Consider the following 15,400-nt stretch of genomic DNA (forward strand, 5'->3'; position numbering starts at 1 on the left):
CACAACTGTCAAAGTCCCGGCAAGACCATCTTGGCAACAAAAGTGCTATCCTAGTTGGATTTACTGAATAAAATCCATTTCCTCTAGTGAAAATCGAAAAAACTTGTGTTATAATAAGAAAGATTAAAATGTGAAAAAAGGAGATTCCTAATGGGACGTAAATGGGCCAATATCGTAGCCAAGAAAACGGCTAAAGATGGAGCTAACTCTAAAGTATATGCAAAATTTGGTGTAGAAATCTATGTAGCAGCTAAAAAAGGTGATCCAGATCCAGAATCAAACTCAGCTTTGAAATTCGTTATCGACCGTGCTAAACAAGCCCAAGTGCCAAAACACGTTATTGATAAAGCGATTGATAAAGCAAAAGGAAACACAGACGAAACCTTTACAGAAGGACGTTACGAAGGTTTTGGACCAAATGGTTCTATGTTGATCGTGGATACTTTGACTTCAAACGTTAACCGTACAGCGGCTAATGTCCGTGCAGCCTTTGGTAAAAACGGCGGAAACATGGGCGCTTCAGGTTCTGTTTCTTACCTCTTTGATAACAAAGGTGTTATTGTATTTGCAGGTGAAGATGCGGACGCGGTCTTTGAGCAATTGCTCGAAGCAGATGTGGATGTGGATGATGTAGAAGCAGAAGAAGGAACAATCACAGTTTACACAGCGCCAACTGACCTTCACAAGGCTATCGTTGCCCTTCGTGAGTCAGGTATCGAAGAATTCCAAGTGACTGAATTGGAAATGATTCCTCAATCAGAAGTGGAATTGTCAGGCGATGACCTTGAAACCTTTGAAAAACTTTACAGCGTCCTTGAAGACGACGAAGACGTACAAAAAATCTACACAAACGTAGATGGGTTCTAATTTAACCTAGAGAATATGATCCTAAGTGAAAAAATCACTTGGGATTTTTTTAATCAAGAAAATAGTTCTCATGAAAACTTTTTCTTGACATCTCTTTTCTGAAAATGATAAAATAGTTCTCCTAGGAACTAAATGCAATGATTAGAAAGGGGTTAGTATGGATAAACCGATGTTAGTCTTTAAGCGTTTTGGTCATCAGATTCACCTCATGGTGCAAAAGGAAGCCAAACGTTGTGGTATTGAATTTATGGGTGGACCTCAAGGTCAGGTTGTGCGTTTTTTGGATAATCGTGAGAAAAACCAAGACTTGGTCTTGATTAAAGATATCGAGCAGGAACTCAATATTACCAAGTCTGTTGCTAGTAATTTGGTCAAGCGTATGGTGCAAAATGGTTTGGTGGAATTGGAGGCGAGTCCTAGCGATAAGCGGGCTAAATTTGTTCGTCTGACGGACAAATCACGTTCTCAGATGAAACAGGTTAAGGCCTTCTTTGAACGCATAGACAAGCAGTTGATGGAAGACATTGATGAAGATGAATTACTGATTTTTGAGAAAGTTCTCGGTCAACTACAGGAAAATATCAAGGGGATAGGAGGAGAGAATGAAGAAATTAGCAAAACGAATTAGTAGAAAAGAATGGGGGATGATTTTACTAGCCATTCTCTTTACTTGCTTTTCGGTCTATCTAGAGTTGGAAGTGCCGACCTATATCTCGAAAATTACGGATTTGCTAGGTAGTCAAGGAACTAATTTAGATGAGTTGTGGCAGCCGGCAAGCATGATGGTGGGAATGTCCTTTCTTGCCTTCTTGTCCGTAGTTGCAGTTGGATTTTTTGCATCCCGAGTGGCGGCTTCTTATACTAGTAGGCTGAGAAGTGATATTTTTAACCGAGTTTTGGATTACTCGCAGACAGAGATTAAGAAATTCTCTATTCCTAGTCTCTTGACGCGTACCACCAATGACATTACTCAAGTTCAAATGTTGATTACCATGGGCTTGCAAGTAGTTACGCGTGGTCCAATTATGGCTATCTGGGCTATTGGGAAGATTTTAGGTCATTCAGAATACTGGCTCTGGGCCGTTCTTGTGGCAGTGATTGTCAATGTTTTGATGACGACCGTTTTGATGACGCTAGCCTTTCCAAAACAGTCCTTGATTCAGGGGCTGACTGATAAACTGAACAGTATTACTCGTGAAAGTTTAACAGGTATTCGCGTCGTTCGTGCCTACAATGCAGAGGAATACCAAAATGAAAAATTTGCAGTAGCAAATGATGAATTGACACGCTTGAATTTGTTTGTCAACCGTCTTATGGCTATTTTGAACCCTATCATGATGGGGATTTCAAGTGGTTTGAGTGTGGCGATTTACTGGATTGGGGCCTATGTGATTAACGACGCTGCTCCGATAGCGCGTCTGCCTCTCTTTAGTGACATGATTGTTTTCATGTCTTATGCCATGCAGGTTGTCATGGGCTTCCTTCTCATGGGAGCACTCTTCATCGTTCTTCCCCGAACTATGGTCTCTGCTAAGCGGATTAATCAAGTTTTAGATTTGCATTCTTCTATCCAAAACCCTGCTCAAGTGCAGCTGGCTGATGAAAACCTCAAAGGTCAGGTCGAATTTAAGGATGTGACCTTCCGCTATGCGTCAAATTCGGAGGCAGTTATCGAACATGTTAGCTTTAGAGCAGAAGCTGGTCAAACAGTGGCCTTTATTGGGTCAACAGGTTCTGGTAAATCAACTCTGGTCAATCTGATTCCACGATTCTACGATGTGTCAGCAGGAGAAATTCTGGTGGACGGTGTTAATGTTCAAGACTATGACTTGAATGATTTGCGCAACAAGGTTGGTTATATTCCCCAGAAAGCGGTTCTCTTTTCAGGTGATGTCAAGGGTAATTTAGACTTTGGACAGAGTCAAGAAACACCGCTTAGTGAGCAAGTTATGTGGCAAGCCTTGGAATTGGCCCAGTCTAAGAACTTTATCGAAGACAAGGAAGCGGGCTTAGCGTCAGAAGTGGCCCAAGGAGGAACCAACTTCTCAGGTGGTCAAAGACAACGTCTGGCAATTGCGCGTGCCTTAGCTCGGAAGCCAGAAATCCTCATCTTTGATGACTCCTTCTCAGCCTTGGACTACAAGACAGACCGTGTCCTACGCCAAGAGCTAGCAGAAAAAACCAAGTCTATGACCAAGCTTATCGTTGCACAACGCATTTCAACGATTATGGATGCAGATTTGATTTTGGTCTTGGATCAAGGAAAAGTCGTGGGACAAGGCACCCACAAGGAACTTCTAGCTAATAACGAAGTTTACCAAGAAATTGCTTATTCACAACTATCGAAGGAGGAATTGGAACATGGAAAATAAGAAAATGTCTCTCTGGAAACAGAGTAAACCCTATCTTGCAGGCCTCCAGTTTGCCCTTCTAATCGCCTTTCTAGCAACAATCGTATCCAATATCATTACTGTATATGGTCCAACCCGCATCAAGGAAATGACTAATATTATTGCCAGTGGTCTGGAAACAAGTGTGGATGTCGCGGCGGTTGCAGCTATTGGTGGTTTTTTGGCTGTGATTTATGTGATCGGACTTCTATCAAATTATTTACAGGCCTTTCTGTTTACAACAGCTATTCAACGTTTTTCAGAGCGTTTGAGAAGAGCTATTGCAGAGAAAATCAATAGCCTTCCATTGGGATATTTTGATGGACATTCTCAAGGAGATACTTTGTCTCGTGTAACCAATGACGTTGACACTGCAGCCCAGTCCCTTAATCAAAGTCTGGGAACAGTTCTTTCATCTAGTTTATTGGTCTTAGCAGTCTTGGTAACCATGTTTGGGATGAACTGGATTTTAGCCTTGGTGACGGTTGTTTCAACTCTTGTTGGTTTTGCTTTCGTGTCTGTCTTTATGGGAAAATCCCAGGGCTTCTTTAAGAGTCAGCAACAAGATTTGGCAGCTGTCAATGGCTATGTGGAGGAAATGTACTCTGGCCATAATGTGGTGACCAGTTATAATGCTATCGAGAGTACGAAAGAAGAGCTTGCGAAATTAAACCATCGTCTGTATGACAGTATTTGGAAATCTCAATTTATTTCAGGGATTATGATGCCGATTATGATGTTTATTGGGAACTTTAGCTATGCCTTGGTGATTATCGTTGGTGCAGCCTTGGCCTTAAATGGGCACATCAGTATCGGGATTATCGTTGCCTTTATGGCCTACGTTCGTATCTTTTCTCAGCCTCTTTCACAAATTGCCCAAGGGATTACTAGTTTGCAGCAGGCTAGTGCAGCCATGGGACGTGTCTTCGAATTCCTAGCTGAAGAGGAGATGGAAGATGAATCCCATAAAGAAAGACAATTGAGCGATATGAAAGGTCAAGTAGTCTTTGATCGAGTCTCCTTTGGTTATACACCAGAGCGAACCATTATTCATGACTTTTCTGCGACCGCTCATGCAGGTCAAAAGGTTGCCATTGTCGGACCGACCGGAGCTGGTAAGACAACCATTGTCAATTTTTTGATGAAGTTCTATGAGATTGATAAGGGAAGTATCCGTATCGATGGTGTGGATACCAAGGATATGAAGCGTTCGGAAGTACACGATGCCTTTTCAATGGTCTTGCAGGATACTTGGCTCTTTGAAGGTACTATCCGAGATAATCTCATCTATAACCAAAAGGGTATTAGTGATGAGCGCGTGATTGAAGCTAGCAAGGCTGTAGGGATTCACCACTTTATTATGACCCTACCAGATGCTTATGATACCGTCTTGGATGATACAGTGACCTTGTCTGTCGGGCAAAAACAACTATTGACCATTGCTCGTGCTTTGTTAAAAGATGCGCCACTCCTAATCCTAGATGAGGCGACTTCTTCTGTTGATACCCGTACAGAGGAATTGATTCAGAAAGCCATGGATCGTTTGATGGAAGGCAGAACGTCCTTTGTCATCGCCCACCGCTTGTCTACTATCCGAAATGCTGATCTTATTCTGGTTATGAAAGATGGCAATATCATCGAGCAAGGAAATCATGATGAGCTGATGGCGCAAGCTGGTTTCTACGCTGACCTCTATAACAGTCAGTTTACAGAAGACGAAGCAGAAGAATAAATCCAAAGAAGGCTTGACGGCCTTCTTTTTCTGCACTATACTAGAAGATAAGTGTTTCCCTGCAAGCAAAATTTGAGTAAGTAATGAGAAAATATATGAAAAATTATCAAGAATGGTATGACCATATTGCTGGTAAGATTGAAAATAAGCCTATCTTTCTGAGACTGTTAAGAGCTTTCAATCGGTTCATGACAGTAGTTATGCCTATGATTTATCTAACCTTGTTAGCAATTACCTATCTCCAACAAGGACTTGGGACACAGGTCGGAATCTATTTGTTTATTCCAGCGTCAGGTTTTGTGATTTTGTCCTTTCTTCGTAAGAAAATCAATGCTCCTAGGCCTTATGAGGAATGGGATATTAAACCCTTGCTTGACAGAGATAGTCCTGGTCAGTCTATGCCCAGTCGTCATGTCTTTTCAGCAACCATTATCTCCATGGCTTGCTTGCATGCTAGTCTAACTATGGGGATGATTTGTTTGACATTATCAGCCCTCCTCGGTCTAGTGAGAGTCTTAGGGGGAGTGCATTATCCCAAGGATGTAGTAGTTGGTTATATTTGTGGTCTTGTGTGGGGTGTGCTTTTCTTTCTATTTTGACCTGTAAGTTAATACTCAATGAAAATCAAAGAGCAAACTAGGAAGCTAGCCGCAAGCTGTACTTGAGTACGGTAAGGCGACGCTGACGTGGTTTGAATTTGATTTTCGAAGAGTATAAGGCGGTCCTAGAACCACTTACGTGCCTAAAGTAACCACTTGCTTTTTTGCTCTTGTTTTCTTATTTTGCCTTTGATATAGTAGAGTCAGAAAGGAGATGGAATGAAGTTACGAATCGAAATTGACAGCAATTTAGAGGAAACTGAAATTGTCATCAAGGCAGCGGCTTTGACAGATGAGATTGCGGATTTACAGCGCCTCTTGCAAGAATCCAAGTCTCCTCGGTTGATTTTTTACAAGGGAACAGGTGAATATTATCTGGACTTGTCGGAAATTCTCTTCTTTGAGACAGAAGGTAGCAAGATTTACGCCCATACCCAGAAAGACGCCTACGAGGTTCGGCTTAAACTCTATGAGTTAGAGGCTATCCTTCCTCGTTATTTTAGTCGGGTATCCAAGTCAACGATCGCTAATATTCGGCAAATCTATTCGGTGGACAAGTCCTTTTCAGGAACGGGCACCATTTCCTTTTATCAGACCCACAAGGAGGTTCATGTGTCACGGCATTACCAATCCCTCCTAAAAGAAAATCTAAGAAACATGAGGTAAGAACATGAAAAAGAAAGCATTTGGTATTGTGTTGCTTATTTTGGCGGCTTTAATATTATTACAAGGAAATTTTGGAATCCCTTCTCTGGGAGGGCATATTTGGCCCTTGCTTGGTATTGCATTTTTTGCCTATCAATCAGTTGAAGCTTTGCTTCGTCGTCATCTGACATCAGCAGTTTTTACAACTTTTGTAGCTCTCATGATTGCTAATCATTTTTATGACATTTTACCGATTCCAAATCAGTCATTGTTCTGGGCTAGTATTTTAATCGTAATGGGTGTCAGCGTACTCACTCATTCTAACAGAACTTGGAACGGGAAAAAATGGTGGTATGATGGTGAAAAGACCATTCTTACAGATAAGGAAGTCGCTTTTGGGACTGGGACTTTCTACAAGCAAAATCAAGAATTGGTAGAAGACCAAGTAGAAGTTGGCTTCGGAAATGCCAAGATATATTACGACAATGCAGAGATTTTAGGAGACACTGCAACCCTGAAAGTAGAAGTTGGTTTTGGCAATGCAGTTATCTATGTTCCCCAACATTGGAGAGTTGATTTGAAGGTGGAAACTTTCTGTGGTGTAGCCAAGGCAGATGCCCCTCTAGCCCCAACCAGCAAAACCTTGATTATCCGTGGAGATGTGGCCTTTGGGAAGTTGGGAATTGTCTACGTTAAATAAAAAATCTTCACTTCAATCATCAAAATAGGCGTACTAAGAGTAGGAAATTGATGCCTTGCTCTGATTTCAGTTCTATGGTTGTTAGACTTTAAAAAATGAAATGTTGCCTTTAAAAGTTGTATATTTTTCGATATTTTGGCTCTTACGTTTGATGTATCTATGTCCTACAGCGTGGATGATGTAGTGTCAAATGTTTTAAAAAAATGAATGATATTGGACAGTTTTTTGAACCTTTAATTGCTCAGGAGCCATGAAAGCAAGCACTTGGGTTTATGACAAGGGAGAATGGTATTATGTAAGTTCTTCTGGAGCCATGCTAGCGAATGATTGGGTCAAAGATAATGGCAAGTGGTATTATCTAGCTTCATCAGGTAAGATGCTTCGCAATACCTACACACCTGATGGTTACTACGTTGATAACTCAGGCGCCTGGCAATAAGAATAATACTCTTCGAAAATCTCTTCAAACCACGTCAGCTTCATCCACAACCTCAAAACAGTGTTTTGAGCTGACTTCGTCAGTTCTATCTACAACCTCAAAGCAGTGCTTTGAGCAGCCTGCGGCTAGCTTCCTAGTTTGCTCTTAGTATAAGAAGTCCTTTTCCTTAAAGGAAGAGGCTTTTTACTTGCTTTTCTGCTGCTTCCTCATTTGTCCTGAAGCCTTTTTTGTGTTAAAATGAATGGTATGAAAGCTAAAAAAATGTGGATGGCAGGCTTGGCTCTGCTAGGTATCGGAAGCCTTGCTCTTGCTACGAAAAAAGTTGCAGATGACCGTAAGCTCATGAAGACTCAGGAAGAGTTGACAGAGATTGTGCGAGACCATTTTTCCGACATGGGGGAAATTGCGACCCTCTATGTTCAAGTTTACGAAAGCAGTCTGGAGAGCTTGCTTGGTGGCGTCATTTTTGAGGATGGCCGTCATTATACCTTTGTCTATGAAAATGAAGACCTAGTCTATGAGGAGGAAGTCTTATGATACAGCCAGCAAGTTTAGAAGAATTAGCATCTTTAGTGGAAAAAGCGGGCAAGAAGGTCTTCCTTTTTGTGGCAGACTGGTGTGGCGATTGCCGTTATATTTATCCTGTCTTACCAGAGATTGAGGAGACCAATCCAGAGTTCACCTTTATTCGAATGGACCGAGATCAGTATATGGATTTGGCCAAACTCTGGGATGTTTACGGAATTCCTAGCCTTGTTGTTCTAGAAAAGGACAAGGAAATCGGTCGTTTTGTCAATCGCGACCGTAAAAGTAAGGAGCAAATTAACGATTTTTTAGCAGGATTGAAATAGGAGAAAAAGTAAACAATGATTTTTACATACAACAAAGAACATGTCGGTGATGTCCTTATGGTCATCGTGAAAAATAGCGGAGATGCCAAACTGAATGTGGAACGCAAAGGCAAGGTAGCCCGTGTTTTCCTCAAAGAAAATGGGGAAACAGTAGCTTGGAACATTTTTGAGGTTTCGAGCTTGTTTGAAATTGCAGAGCGAGGTCAAGTCTTTTTATCAGATGAGCAAGTCGCTTGTTTGAACCAAGAATTACAGGCGGAAGGTTTTACAGAAGAAATTGTCAATGACAAGGAACCTAAGTTTGTTGTTGGTGAAATTGTTGAGATGGTAGCCCATCCAGATAGTGACCACCTCAACATCTGCCAAGTTGCAGTCGCAAGTGATAAGATCGTGCAAATCGTTGCAGGGGCTCCCAATGCGCGTGTGGGGTTGAAAACCATTGTCGCTCTTCCTGGAGCTATGATGCCCAAAGGCAATCTTATTTTCCCAGGCGAACTTCGTGGTGAAAAGAGTTTTGGAATGATGTGCAGTCCTCGTGAATTGCATCTGCCAAATGCTCCACAAAAACGTGGTATTATTGAATTATCAGAAGACCAAGTTGTCGGAACACCATTCGACCCAGCTAAACACTGGACTGCCTAAGAAGTTGTTAGTATCTGATAGACCAGATAGAAGGAAATAAGATGGCAAAAAATGTAGTGATTACAGGAGCGACATCAGGTATTGGTGAAGCAATTGCGCGTGCTTATCTGGAGCAGGGTGAGAATGTCGTTCTAACTGGACGACGGACAGACAGATTAGAAACTCTTAAGTCGGAGTTTGCAGCATTCTATCCAAATCAAACAGTTTGGACTTTTTCACTAGATGTGACGGATATGGCCATGGTCAAGACTGTCTGCTCCGATATTCTAGAAACGATAGGTCAGATTGATATATTGGTCAATAACGCTGGACTAGCTCTTGGCTTGGCACCCTATCAGGACTATGAAGAGTTGGATATGTTGACCATGCTGGATACCAATGTCAAAGGTTTAATGGCAGTCACTCGCTCTTTCTTGCCAGCAATGGTAAAAGCCAATCAAGGACATATCATCAATATGGGGTCAACCGCAGGAATTTATGCCTATGCTGGTGCCGCTGTTTACTCAGCTACCAAGGCTGCGGTTAAGACCTTTTCGGATGGACTGCGAATTGATACCATCGCAACGGATATCAAGGTGACGACCATTCAGCCTGGAATTGTTGAAACAGATTTTTCTACAGTGCGTTTTCACGGTGATAAAGAACGAGCTGCGACGGTTTATCAGGGAATCGAAGCCTTGCAGGCACCAGACATCGCAGACACAGTAGTCTATGTGACCAGTCAACCTCGTCGTGTTCAGATTACAGATATGACCATCATGGCCAATCAACAAGCGACAGGTTTCATGGTTCATAAAAACTAAAAAATTTTCTCGAAAAGTTACAAATTTCTGTAACTTTTTTTGATTTCCTACGAATAGATAAGTAGGAGGAAAAAATATGTATAATAAAGTTATCATGATTGGACGTTTAACGTCTACACCAGAATTGCACAAAACCAACAATGACAAGTCAGTAGCGCGAGCGACTATTGCAGTCAACCGTCGTTACAAAGACCAAAACGGGGAACGTGAAGCTGATTTTGTTAATATGGTTCTATGGGGCAGACTAGCAGAAACCTTGGCAAGCTATGCAACCAAAGGTAGTCTTATTTCTGTGGATGGAGAATTGCGTACCCGTCGCTTTGAGAAAAATGGTCAAATGAACTATGTGACTGAAGTACTTGTTACTGGATTCCAACTCTTGGAAAGTCGTGCTCAACGTGCCATGCGTGAAAATAATGCAGGTCAAGACTTGGCAGACCTAGTCTTGGAAGAGGAAGAATTGCCATTTTAAGAATTAAAAAGTCTGAGTTGGTCTCAGGCTTTTTATCTTGAGAAAGTCAGACTTTTTTCTTGACTATTTCTGACCAAGTGATACAATAGAATTATGAATTAGCACTCAAGTTCAAAGAGTGCTAATAATATCTATCTCATTATGGAGGAAATCAGATGTTGAAACCATTAGGGGACCGTGTGGTCTTAAAAATAGAAGAAAAAGAACAAACCGTTGGGGGCTTTGTCCTTGCAGGCTCAGCCCAAGAAAAAACCAAAACAGCTCAAGTTGTGGCTACTGGACAAGGTGTTCGTACCTTGAACGGTGACTTGGTTGCTCCAAGTGTTAAAACTGGAGATCGTGTCTTAGTTGAAGCCCACGCAGGTCTTGATGTCAAAGATGGAGATGAAAAGTACATCATCGTAGGCGAAGCTAACATTTTGGCAATCATTGAGGAATAGAAGGAGAAAGTAAGTATGTCAAAAGAAATTAAATTTTCATCAGATGCCCGTTCAGCCATGGTTCGTGGTGTCGATATTCTTGCAGACACTGTTAAAGTAACCTTGGGACCAAAAGGTCGCAATGTCGTTCTTGAAAAGTCATTCGGTTCACCCTTGATTACCAATGACGGTGTGACCATTGCCAAAGAAATCGAATTGGAAGACCATTTTGAAAATATGGGTGCTAAGTTAGTATCAGAAGTAGCTTCTAAAACCAATGATATCGCAGGTGACGGAACTACGACTGCAACAGTCTTGACCCAAGCTATCGTCCGTGAAGGAATCAAAAACGTCACAGCAGGTGCAAATCCAATCGGTATTCGTCGTGGGATTGAAACAGCAGTTGCCGCAGCAGTTGAAGCTTTGAAAAACAACGCCATCCCTGTTGCCAATAAAGAAGCTATCGCTCAAGTTGCAGCCGTATCTTCTCGTTCTGAAAAAGTTGGTGAGTACATCTCTGAAGCAATGGAAAAAGTTGGCAAAGACGGTGTCATCACCATCGAAGAGTCACGTGGTATGGAAACAGAGCTTGAAGTCGTAGAAGGAATGCAGTTTGACCGTGGTTACCTTTCACAGTACATGGTGACAGATAGCGAAAAAATGGTGGCTGACCTTGAAAATCCGTACATTTTGATTACAGACAAGAAAATTTCCAATATCCAAGAAATCTTGCCACTTTTGGAAAGCATTCTCCAAAGCAATCGTCCACTCTTGATTATTGCGGATGATGTGGATGGTGAGGCTCTTCCAACTCTTGTTTTGAACAAGATTCGTGGAACCTTCAACGTAGTAGCAGTCAAGGCACCTGGTTTTGGTGACCGTCGCAAAGCCATGCTTGAAGATATCGCCATCTTAACAGGCGGAACAGTTATCACAGAAGACCTTGGTCTTGAGTTGAAAGATGCGACAATTGAAGCTCTTGGTCAAGCAGCGAGAGTGACCGTGGACAAAGATAGCACGGTTATTGTAGAAGGTGCAGGAAATCCTGAAGCGATTTCTCACCGTGTTGCGGTTATCAAGTCTCAAATCGAAACTACAACTTCTGAATTTGACCGTGAAAAATTGCAAGAACGCTTGGCCAAATTGTCAGGTGGTGTAGCGGTTATTAAGGTCGGAGCCGCAACTGAAACTGAGTTGAAAGAAATGAAACTCCGCATTGAAGATGCCCTCAACGCTACTCGTGCAGCTGTTGAAGAAGGTATTGTTGCAGGTGGTGGAACAGCTCTTGCCAATGTGATTCCAGCTGTTGCTACCTTGGAATTGACAGGAGATGAAGCAACAGGACGTAATATTGTTCTCCGTGCTTTGGAAGAACCTGTTCGTCAAATTGCTCACAATGCAGGATTTGAAGGCTCTATCGTTATCGATCGTTTGAAAAATGCTGAGCTTGGTATAGGATTCAACGCAGCAACTGGCGAGTGGGTTAACATGATTGATCAAGGTATCATTGATCCAGTTAAAGTGAGTCGTTCAGCCCTACAAAATGCAGCATCTGTAGCCAGCTTGATTTTGACAACAGAAGCAGTCGTAGCCAATAAACCAGAACCAGTAGCCCCAGCTCCAGCAATGGATCCAAGTATGATGGGCGGGATGATGTAAGCTTTCTATAGAAAACAACTTATAAAAAACACAAAAGGAGGGAATGACTAACCCTTCTTTTTATAATATTCACTTCTAAATTGATTTGAGCTCTCCTAACTTATATGATAAAATAAGACTAGAAAAAGGAGAAGAACATGATCGATGTAGAAGAAATTCTGTGCAAGATGACCCCCAATCAGAAGATTAATTATGACCGTGTCATGCAGAAAATGGTACAAGCATGGGAGAAAAATGAGCAGCGGCCAACCATTCTCGTGCATGTTTGCTGTGCTCCTTGTAGTACCTATACACTAGAATATTTGACCAAGTATGCAGATGTGACCATCTATTTTGCCAATTCTAATATCCATCCCAAGGTAGAATACCATAAGCGGGTCTATGTCACCAAGAAACTTGTTAGTGATTTTAATGAGCGGACAGGAAATACGGTTCAGTACCTAGAAGCTCCCTACGAACCCAATGAATACCGAAAACTAGTTAGGGGACTAGAGGAGGAGCCCGAAGGTGGCGACCGTTGCAAGGTTTATTTTGACTACCGACTTGATAAAACAGCGCAAGTGGCTATGGACTTGGGCTTTGACTACTTTGGTTCAGCTTTGACTATCAGTCCTCATAAGAATTCTCAAACCATCAATAGCATCGGAATCGATGTGCAAAAAATTTACACGACCCACTATCTTCCCAGCGATTTCAAGAAAAATCAAGGCTACAAACGTTCAGTAGAGATGTGTGAGGAGTATGATATCTATCGTCAATGTTATTGTGGCTGCGTCTATGCAGCCCAAGCCCAGAATATTGACCTGGTTCAAGTTAAGAAGGACGCCACAGCATTCTTGTTGGATAAGGATGTTGAGAAAGACTATTCTCATATCAAATTTATAGTAGATTGAAACTAGAATAGTACACCTTTACTTCTAAAACATTGTTAGAAATCGATTTGACTGTCCTTATTTCATTTTACTATACTATTACGAAATTAGATATATAAATGAAAACTTGCCTCAAGGTAGGTTTTTTGCTAGTAGAAAAGCGATAGACAGAAATTGCTGGACCAATCTTTGAATTTCTAGTCCAAGGCTTGTGAGTCTTCAACAAGCCTTGGACTCTTAAAAAAATGAAGTTTTGCTCAAAAGAGCTTTTTAAATTAAAACGAGCAATTATCAGTTCAAATCTGTTTCAAAAGAAGAACGGATAAATTAATTGATGCTTGGTTTTTGAGTTAGGAAGTTAAGCATGCTAAATTGAGTCGTAGGAATAAATTTCTTTATAGAAATGTGTTACAACTTTGCTGTAACGGAATATTCCTTTTTTGCATTTATACAACTTATTTAACACTATCTTTATTCTTGTGATATAATGTCAAATTATAGAGTGGAGGGCATTTAAAATGATTGATAAAGTAATTGAACAATATAAAAGTCATGATAATCTTGATATTCGAGTAGAATTGCATAAGAAGTATTCAAAAAATAAATTGGGATTTAATAATTGGATATTTTCTAACTACCAAATCACTGATGAAGTAAAGGTTCTAGAATTAGGATGTGGTACAGGAGAACTGTGGAAAAGCAATAGTGATTCTATAGATAAAATGAAGCAGTTGATTGTTACAGATTTTTCTAAAGATATGGTAAAATCAACGAAGTCAGTGATTGGAAATAGAGACAATGTCAACTATGAGATAATGGATATTCAAAAGATTTCTTTTGAGAATGAAACTTTTGATATTGTTATTGCTAATATGCTTCTACATCATGTGAATGATATTCCTAAAGCTCTCTCTGAAGTGAATAGGGTCTTAAAAACCGAAGGCATTTTTTACTGTGCTACATTTGGTGAAAATGGAGTTGTAAATTATTTGGCAAATTTATTTAAAGATGAGGTTAATCAAGATTTAGAAAATAAAACGTTTACTTTACAAAATGGTAAAAGGTACCTGAGTAGGTGTTTTAACTCTGTCGATACATTACTCTATGATGATGAGTTACAGGTAACTAGTATAGATGACCTAGTTAAATACATCCAATCGTTTAAAGGAATTTCAGAAATAGGTTCACTAGAAGAGGAAATAATACGTAAAAGATTGGAAAGTGAGTTTAATAATGGTATGTTGATCATTCCTAAAGAATATGGTATGTTTATCGCTCGAAAAGAAAGTTAAGGGAATGAAAGTGTGAAAAATTACGGAGAAGCTTTTCGATATTTTAGAAAATTAAACGGATATTCTTTAGAGTATGCTGCAGCTGATTCTATATCAAAATCTCAACTTTCTAGATTTGAAAGGGGAGAAAATGAAATTTCTCTTTCAACGTTTTTTGAATTATTATCAAATATCAATGTTTCGATAGAGAATTTTTGTAATTACCTAGAACATTATAAAAGATCGGAGCGTGATGATTTTTTGGTTAATTTATCTCCGAACTTTTATAGTTTGAATACTAAAGGGTTGGAGGAAATAAAAAATGAGCAACAAAAACTTTTTGAGAAGAGTGGGGAAAAACTCATAAAATAAATACAATTATGGTTCAGGGATTATTAAATCAGATAGATTGTAATCATGTAGTTAGTAGAGATGATCTAAATTTAGTGTATGACTATTTATTCCAGAAGGAACGATGGGAGTCCTATGAGATAACGCTGATTGGTAATTTATATCATCTTTTTGAAATAGATTATATTTACATGGTCGGAAAAGAAATACTAGAGCGTACACATTATTACGAAAAAATCGGCAAGAATAGAAATTTAGTTGTGTCAGCTTGTTTAAATTTTTGGTTCTGTTGCCTTGAAAATTCACATCTAATATATGCAGACTACTTTGAAATGAAATTAAAAAAATTATTAAAAGATGACACAAAAGTTTTTGAAAAATCTACATTCAAATTTGTAGAAGGATATAAAATATATCTGACTGAATCTAAAGAATCTGGAATTAAACAAATGAACAATGTCATAAAATATTTTGAGTTTATTGAATCTAAAAGTATTGCTTTATATTTTCAAAAACGATTAAATGAGCTGGTAGATTAAATAGCATTTTCTCTGTAAAGATATTATTTTTAAAATGTTGTGCTAAATGATTGATGCTATGTGGAAATAAAAAAATACGAAGTTGACCTGTATTTTTTATACTAATCATCTTCGTATTTTTTGTATTAAACGTAACCGCCCAATAACGA

The 15,400-nt window shown here is 39.9% G+C and carries 18 protein-coding genes and 1 pseudogene; all 19 read left to right on the forward strand.

Annotation, left to right across the window (positions count from 1 at the left end; genetic code table 11):
* The first annotated feature begins 150 nt into the window (after positions 1–150).
* Positions 151–867 carry a YebC/PmpR family DNA-binding transcriptional regulator gene (locus HT687_RS06845; protein WP_000532877.1) on the forward strand — a complete coding sequence of 239 codons (717 nt, stop codon included), beginning with the start codon at positions 151–153 and terminating at the stop codon, positions 865–867.
* Positions 868–1,024: 157 nt separating this feature from the next.
* Positions 1,025–1,495, forward strand: a complete 471-nt coding sequence (locus tag HT687_RS06850) for a MarR family winged helix-turn-helix transcriptional regulator (RefSeq protein WP_023937308.1) — start codon at positions 1,025–1,027, stop codon at positions 1,493–1,495.
* Positions 1,470–3,239: an ABC transporter ATP-binding protein gene (locus HT687_RS06855; RefSeq protein ID WP_023937310.1), complete on the forward strand. Its 1,770-nt coding sequence runs from the start codon at positions 1,470–1,472 to the stop codon at positions 3,237–3,239. The genes HT687_RS06850 and HT687_RS06855 overlap by 26 nt, the downstream gene beginning before the upstream one ends.
* Complete coding sequence (locus HT687_RS06860; protein WP_023937312.1) at positions 3,229–4,989, forward strand: ABC transporter ATP-binding protein; 1,761 nt, start codon at positions 3,229–3,231, stop codon at positions 4,987–4,989. Before HT687_RS06855 ends, HT687_RS06860 begins: the two co-directional genes overlap by 11 nt.
* A 95-nt stretch (positions 4,990–5,084) precedes the next feature.
* A complete protein-coding gene (locus HT687_RS06865) occupies positions 5,085–5,588 on the forward strand; it encodes a phosphatase PAP2 family protein (RefSeq protein ID WP_031233775.1) in 504 nt (167 codons plus the stop codon).
* 219 nt (positions 5,589–5,807) lie between these two features.
* A complete protein-coding gene (locus tag HT687_RS06870) occupies positions 5,808–6,254 on the forward strand; it encodes a LytTR family DNA-binding domain-containing protein (protein WP_000776605.1) in 447 nt (148 codons plus the stop codon).
* 4 nt (positions 6,255–6,258) lie between these two features.
* Positions 6,259–6,933 carry a membrane protein gene (locus HT687_RS06875; protein ID WP_000725711.1) on the forward strand — a complete coding sequence of 225 codons (675 nt, stop codon included), beginning with the start codon at positions 6,259–6,261 and terminating at the stop codon, positions 6,931–6,933.
* A gap of 241 nt (positions 6,934–7,174) precedes the next feature.
* A pseudogene (locus HT687_RS06880) lies at positions 7,175–7,372 on the forward strand (N-acetylmuramoyl-L-alanine amidase family protein); the annotation flags it as partial.
* Between the two features lie 237 nt (positions 7,373–7,609).
* Positions 7,610–7,909, forward strand: coding sequence for a DUF4651 domain-containing protein (locus HT687_RS06885; protein ID WP_001013973.1), 300 nt, complete (start codon positions 7,610–7,612; stop codon positions 7,907–7,909).
* Complete coding sequence (locus HT687_RS06890) at positions 7,906–8,223, forward strand: thioredoxin family protein (RefSeq protein ID WP_000615773.1); 318 nt, start codon at positions 7,906–7,908, stop codon at positions 8,221–8,223. The genes HT687_RS06885 and HT687_RS06890 overlap by 4 nt, the downstream gene beginning before the upstream one ends.
* Before the next feature lie 15 nt (positions 8,224–8,238).
* On the forward strand, positions 8,239–8,865 hold the full coding sequence (gene ytpR / locus HT687_RS06895) for a YtpR family tRNA-binding protein (protein ID WP_000578305.1): 627 nt from the start codon (positions 8,239–8,241) through the stop codon (positions 8,863–8,865).
* Between the two features lie 41 nt (positions 8,866–8,906).
* On the forward strand, positions 8,907–9,668 hold the full coding sequence (locus tag HT687_RS06900; RefSeq protein ID WP_001107792.1) for an SDR family NAD(P)-dependent oxidoreductase: 762 nt from the start codon (positions 8,907–8,909) through the stop codon (positions 9,666–9,668).
* 76 nt (positions 9,669–9,744) lie between these two features.
* Positions 9,745–10,140 (forward strand): single-stranded DNA-binding protein, encoded by a 396-nt coding sequence (locus HT687_RS06905; RefSeq protein WP_000282467.1) that lies wholly within the window; start codon positions 9,745–9,747, stop codon positions 10,138–10,140.
* A gap of 155 nt (positions 10,141–10,295) precedes the next feature.
* Positions 10,296–10,580 carry a co-chaperone GroES gene (groES, locus tag HT687_RS06910; protein WP_000917330.1) on the forward strand — a complete coding sequence of 95 codons (285 nt, stop codon included), beginning with the start codon at positions 10,296–10,298 and terminating at the stop codon, positions 10,578–10,580.
* A 15-nt stretch (positions 10,581–10,595) separates the two neighbouring features.
* Positions 10,596–12,218, forward strand: a complete 1,623-nt coding sequence (groL, locus tag HT687_RS06915; RefSeq protein ID WP_000031573.1) for a chaperonin GroEL — start codon at positions 10,596–10,598, stop codon at positions 12,216–12,218.
* A gap of 137 nt (positions 12,219–12,355) precedes the next feature.
* The gene (locus HT687_RS06920; RefSeq protein ID WP_000567552.1) at positions 12,356–13,111 is read left to right on the forward strand and encodes an epoxyqueuosine reductase QueH; all 756 of its coding nucleotides are present in this window, start codon (positions 12,356–12,358) and stop codon (positions 13,109–13,111) included.
* Positions 13,112–13,608: 497 nt separating this feature from the next.
* Positions 13,609–14,382, forward strand: coding sequence for a class I SAM-dependent methyltransferase (locus HT687_RS06925; protein WP_000566044.1), 774 nt, complete (start codon positions 13,609–13,611; stop codon positions 14,380–14,382).
* Positions 14,383–14,394: 12 nt separating this feature from the next.
* On the forward strand, positions 14,395–14,733 hold the full coding sequence (locus tag HT687_RS06930) for a helix-turn-helix transcriptional regulator (protein WP_007284801.1): 339 nt from the start codon (positions 14,395–14,397) through the stop codon (positions 14,731–14,733).
* 8 nt (positions 14,734–14,741) lie between these two features.
* Entirely contained in the window at positions 14,742–15,251 is a 510-nt protein-coding gene (locus HT687_RS06935; protein ID WP_172924119.1) for a hypothetical protein, read from the forward strand.
* The last annotated feature ends 149 nt before the right edge of the window (positions 15,252–15,400 follow it).

It is taken from the genome of Streptococcus sp. 1449 (assembly GCF_013276805.1).
In the GTDB taxonomy this organism is placed as follows: domain Bacteria; phylum Bacillota; class Bacilli; order Lactobacillales; family Streptococcaceae; genus Streptococcus; species Streptococcus pseudopneumoniae.

Excerpts from the sequence above, each read along its gene's own strand:
- HT687_RS06860 (WP_023937312.1), top strand. The coding sequence starts at position 3,229 with ATGGAAAATAAGAAAATGTCTCTCTGGAAACAGAGTAAACCCTATCTT.
- HT687_RS06890 (WP_000615773.1), top strand. The coding sequence starts at position 7,906 with ATGATACAGCCAGCAAGTTTAGAAGAATTAGCATCTTTAGTGGAAAAA.
- HT687_RS06850 (WP_023937308.1), top strand. The coding sequence starts at position 1,025 with ATGGATAAACCGATGTTAGTCTTTAAGCGTTTTGGTCATCAGATTCAC.
- HT687_RS06855 (WP_023937310.1), top strand. The coding sequence starts at position 1,470 with ATGAAGAAATTAGCAAAACGAATTAGTAGAAAAGAATGGGGGATGATT.
- HT687_RS06875 (WP_000725711.1), top strand. The coding sequence starts at position 6,259 with ATGAAAAAGAAAGCATTTGGTATTGTGTTGCTTATTTTGGCGGCTTTA.
- ytpR (WP_000578305.1), top strand. The coding sequence starts at position 8,239 with ATGATTTTTACATACAACAAAGAACATGTCGGTGATGTCCTTATGGTC.
- HT687_RS06920 (WP_000567552.1), top strand. The coding sequence starts at position 12,356 with ATGATCGATGTAGAAGAAATTCTGTGCAAGATGACCCCCAATCAGAAG.
- HT687_RS06935 (WP_172924119.1), top strand. The coding sequence starts at position 14,742 with ATGGTTCAGGGATTATTAAATCAGATAGATTGTAATCATGTAGTTAGT.
- HT687_RS06900 (WP_001107792.1), top strand. The coding sequence starts at position 8,907 with ATGGCAAAAAATGTAGTGATTACAGGAGCGACATCAGGTATTGGTGAA.
- HT687_RS06905 (WP_000282467.1), top strand. The coding sequence starts at position 9,745 with ATGTATAATAAAGTTATCATGATTGGACGTTTAACGTCTACACCAGAA.
- HT687_RS06925 (WP_000566044.1), top strand. The coding sequence starts at position 13,609 with ATGATTGATAAAGTAATTGAACAATATAAAAGTCATGATAATCTTGAT.
- HT687_RS06885 (WP_001013973.1), top strand. The coding sequence starts at position 7,610 with ATGAATGGTATGAAAGCTAAAAAAATGTGGATGGCAGGCTTGGCTCTG.
- groL (WP_000031573.1), top strand. The coding sequence starts at position 10,596 with ATGTCAAAAGAAATTAAATTTTCATCAGATGCCCGTTCAGCCATGGTT.
- HT687_RS06845 (WP_000532877.1), top strand. The coding sequence starts at position 151 with ATGGGACGTAAATGGGCCAATATCGTAGCCAAGAAAACGGCTAAAGAT.
- groES (WP_000917330.1), top strand. The coding sequence starts at position 10,296 with ATGTTGAAACCATTAGGGGACCGTGTGGTCTTAAAAATAGAAGAAAAA.
- HT687_RS06870 (WP_000776605.1), top strand. The coding sequence starts at position 5,808 with ATGAAGTTACGAATCGAAATTGACAGCAATTTAGAGGAAACTGAAATT.
- HT687_RS06865 (WP_031233775.1), top strand. The coding sequence starts at position 5,085 with ATGAAAAATTATCAAGAATGGTATGACCATATTGCTGGTAAGATTGAA.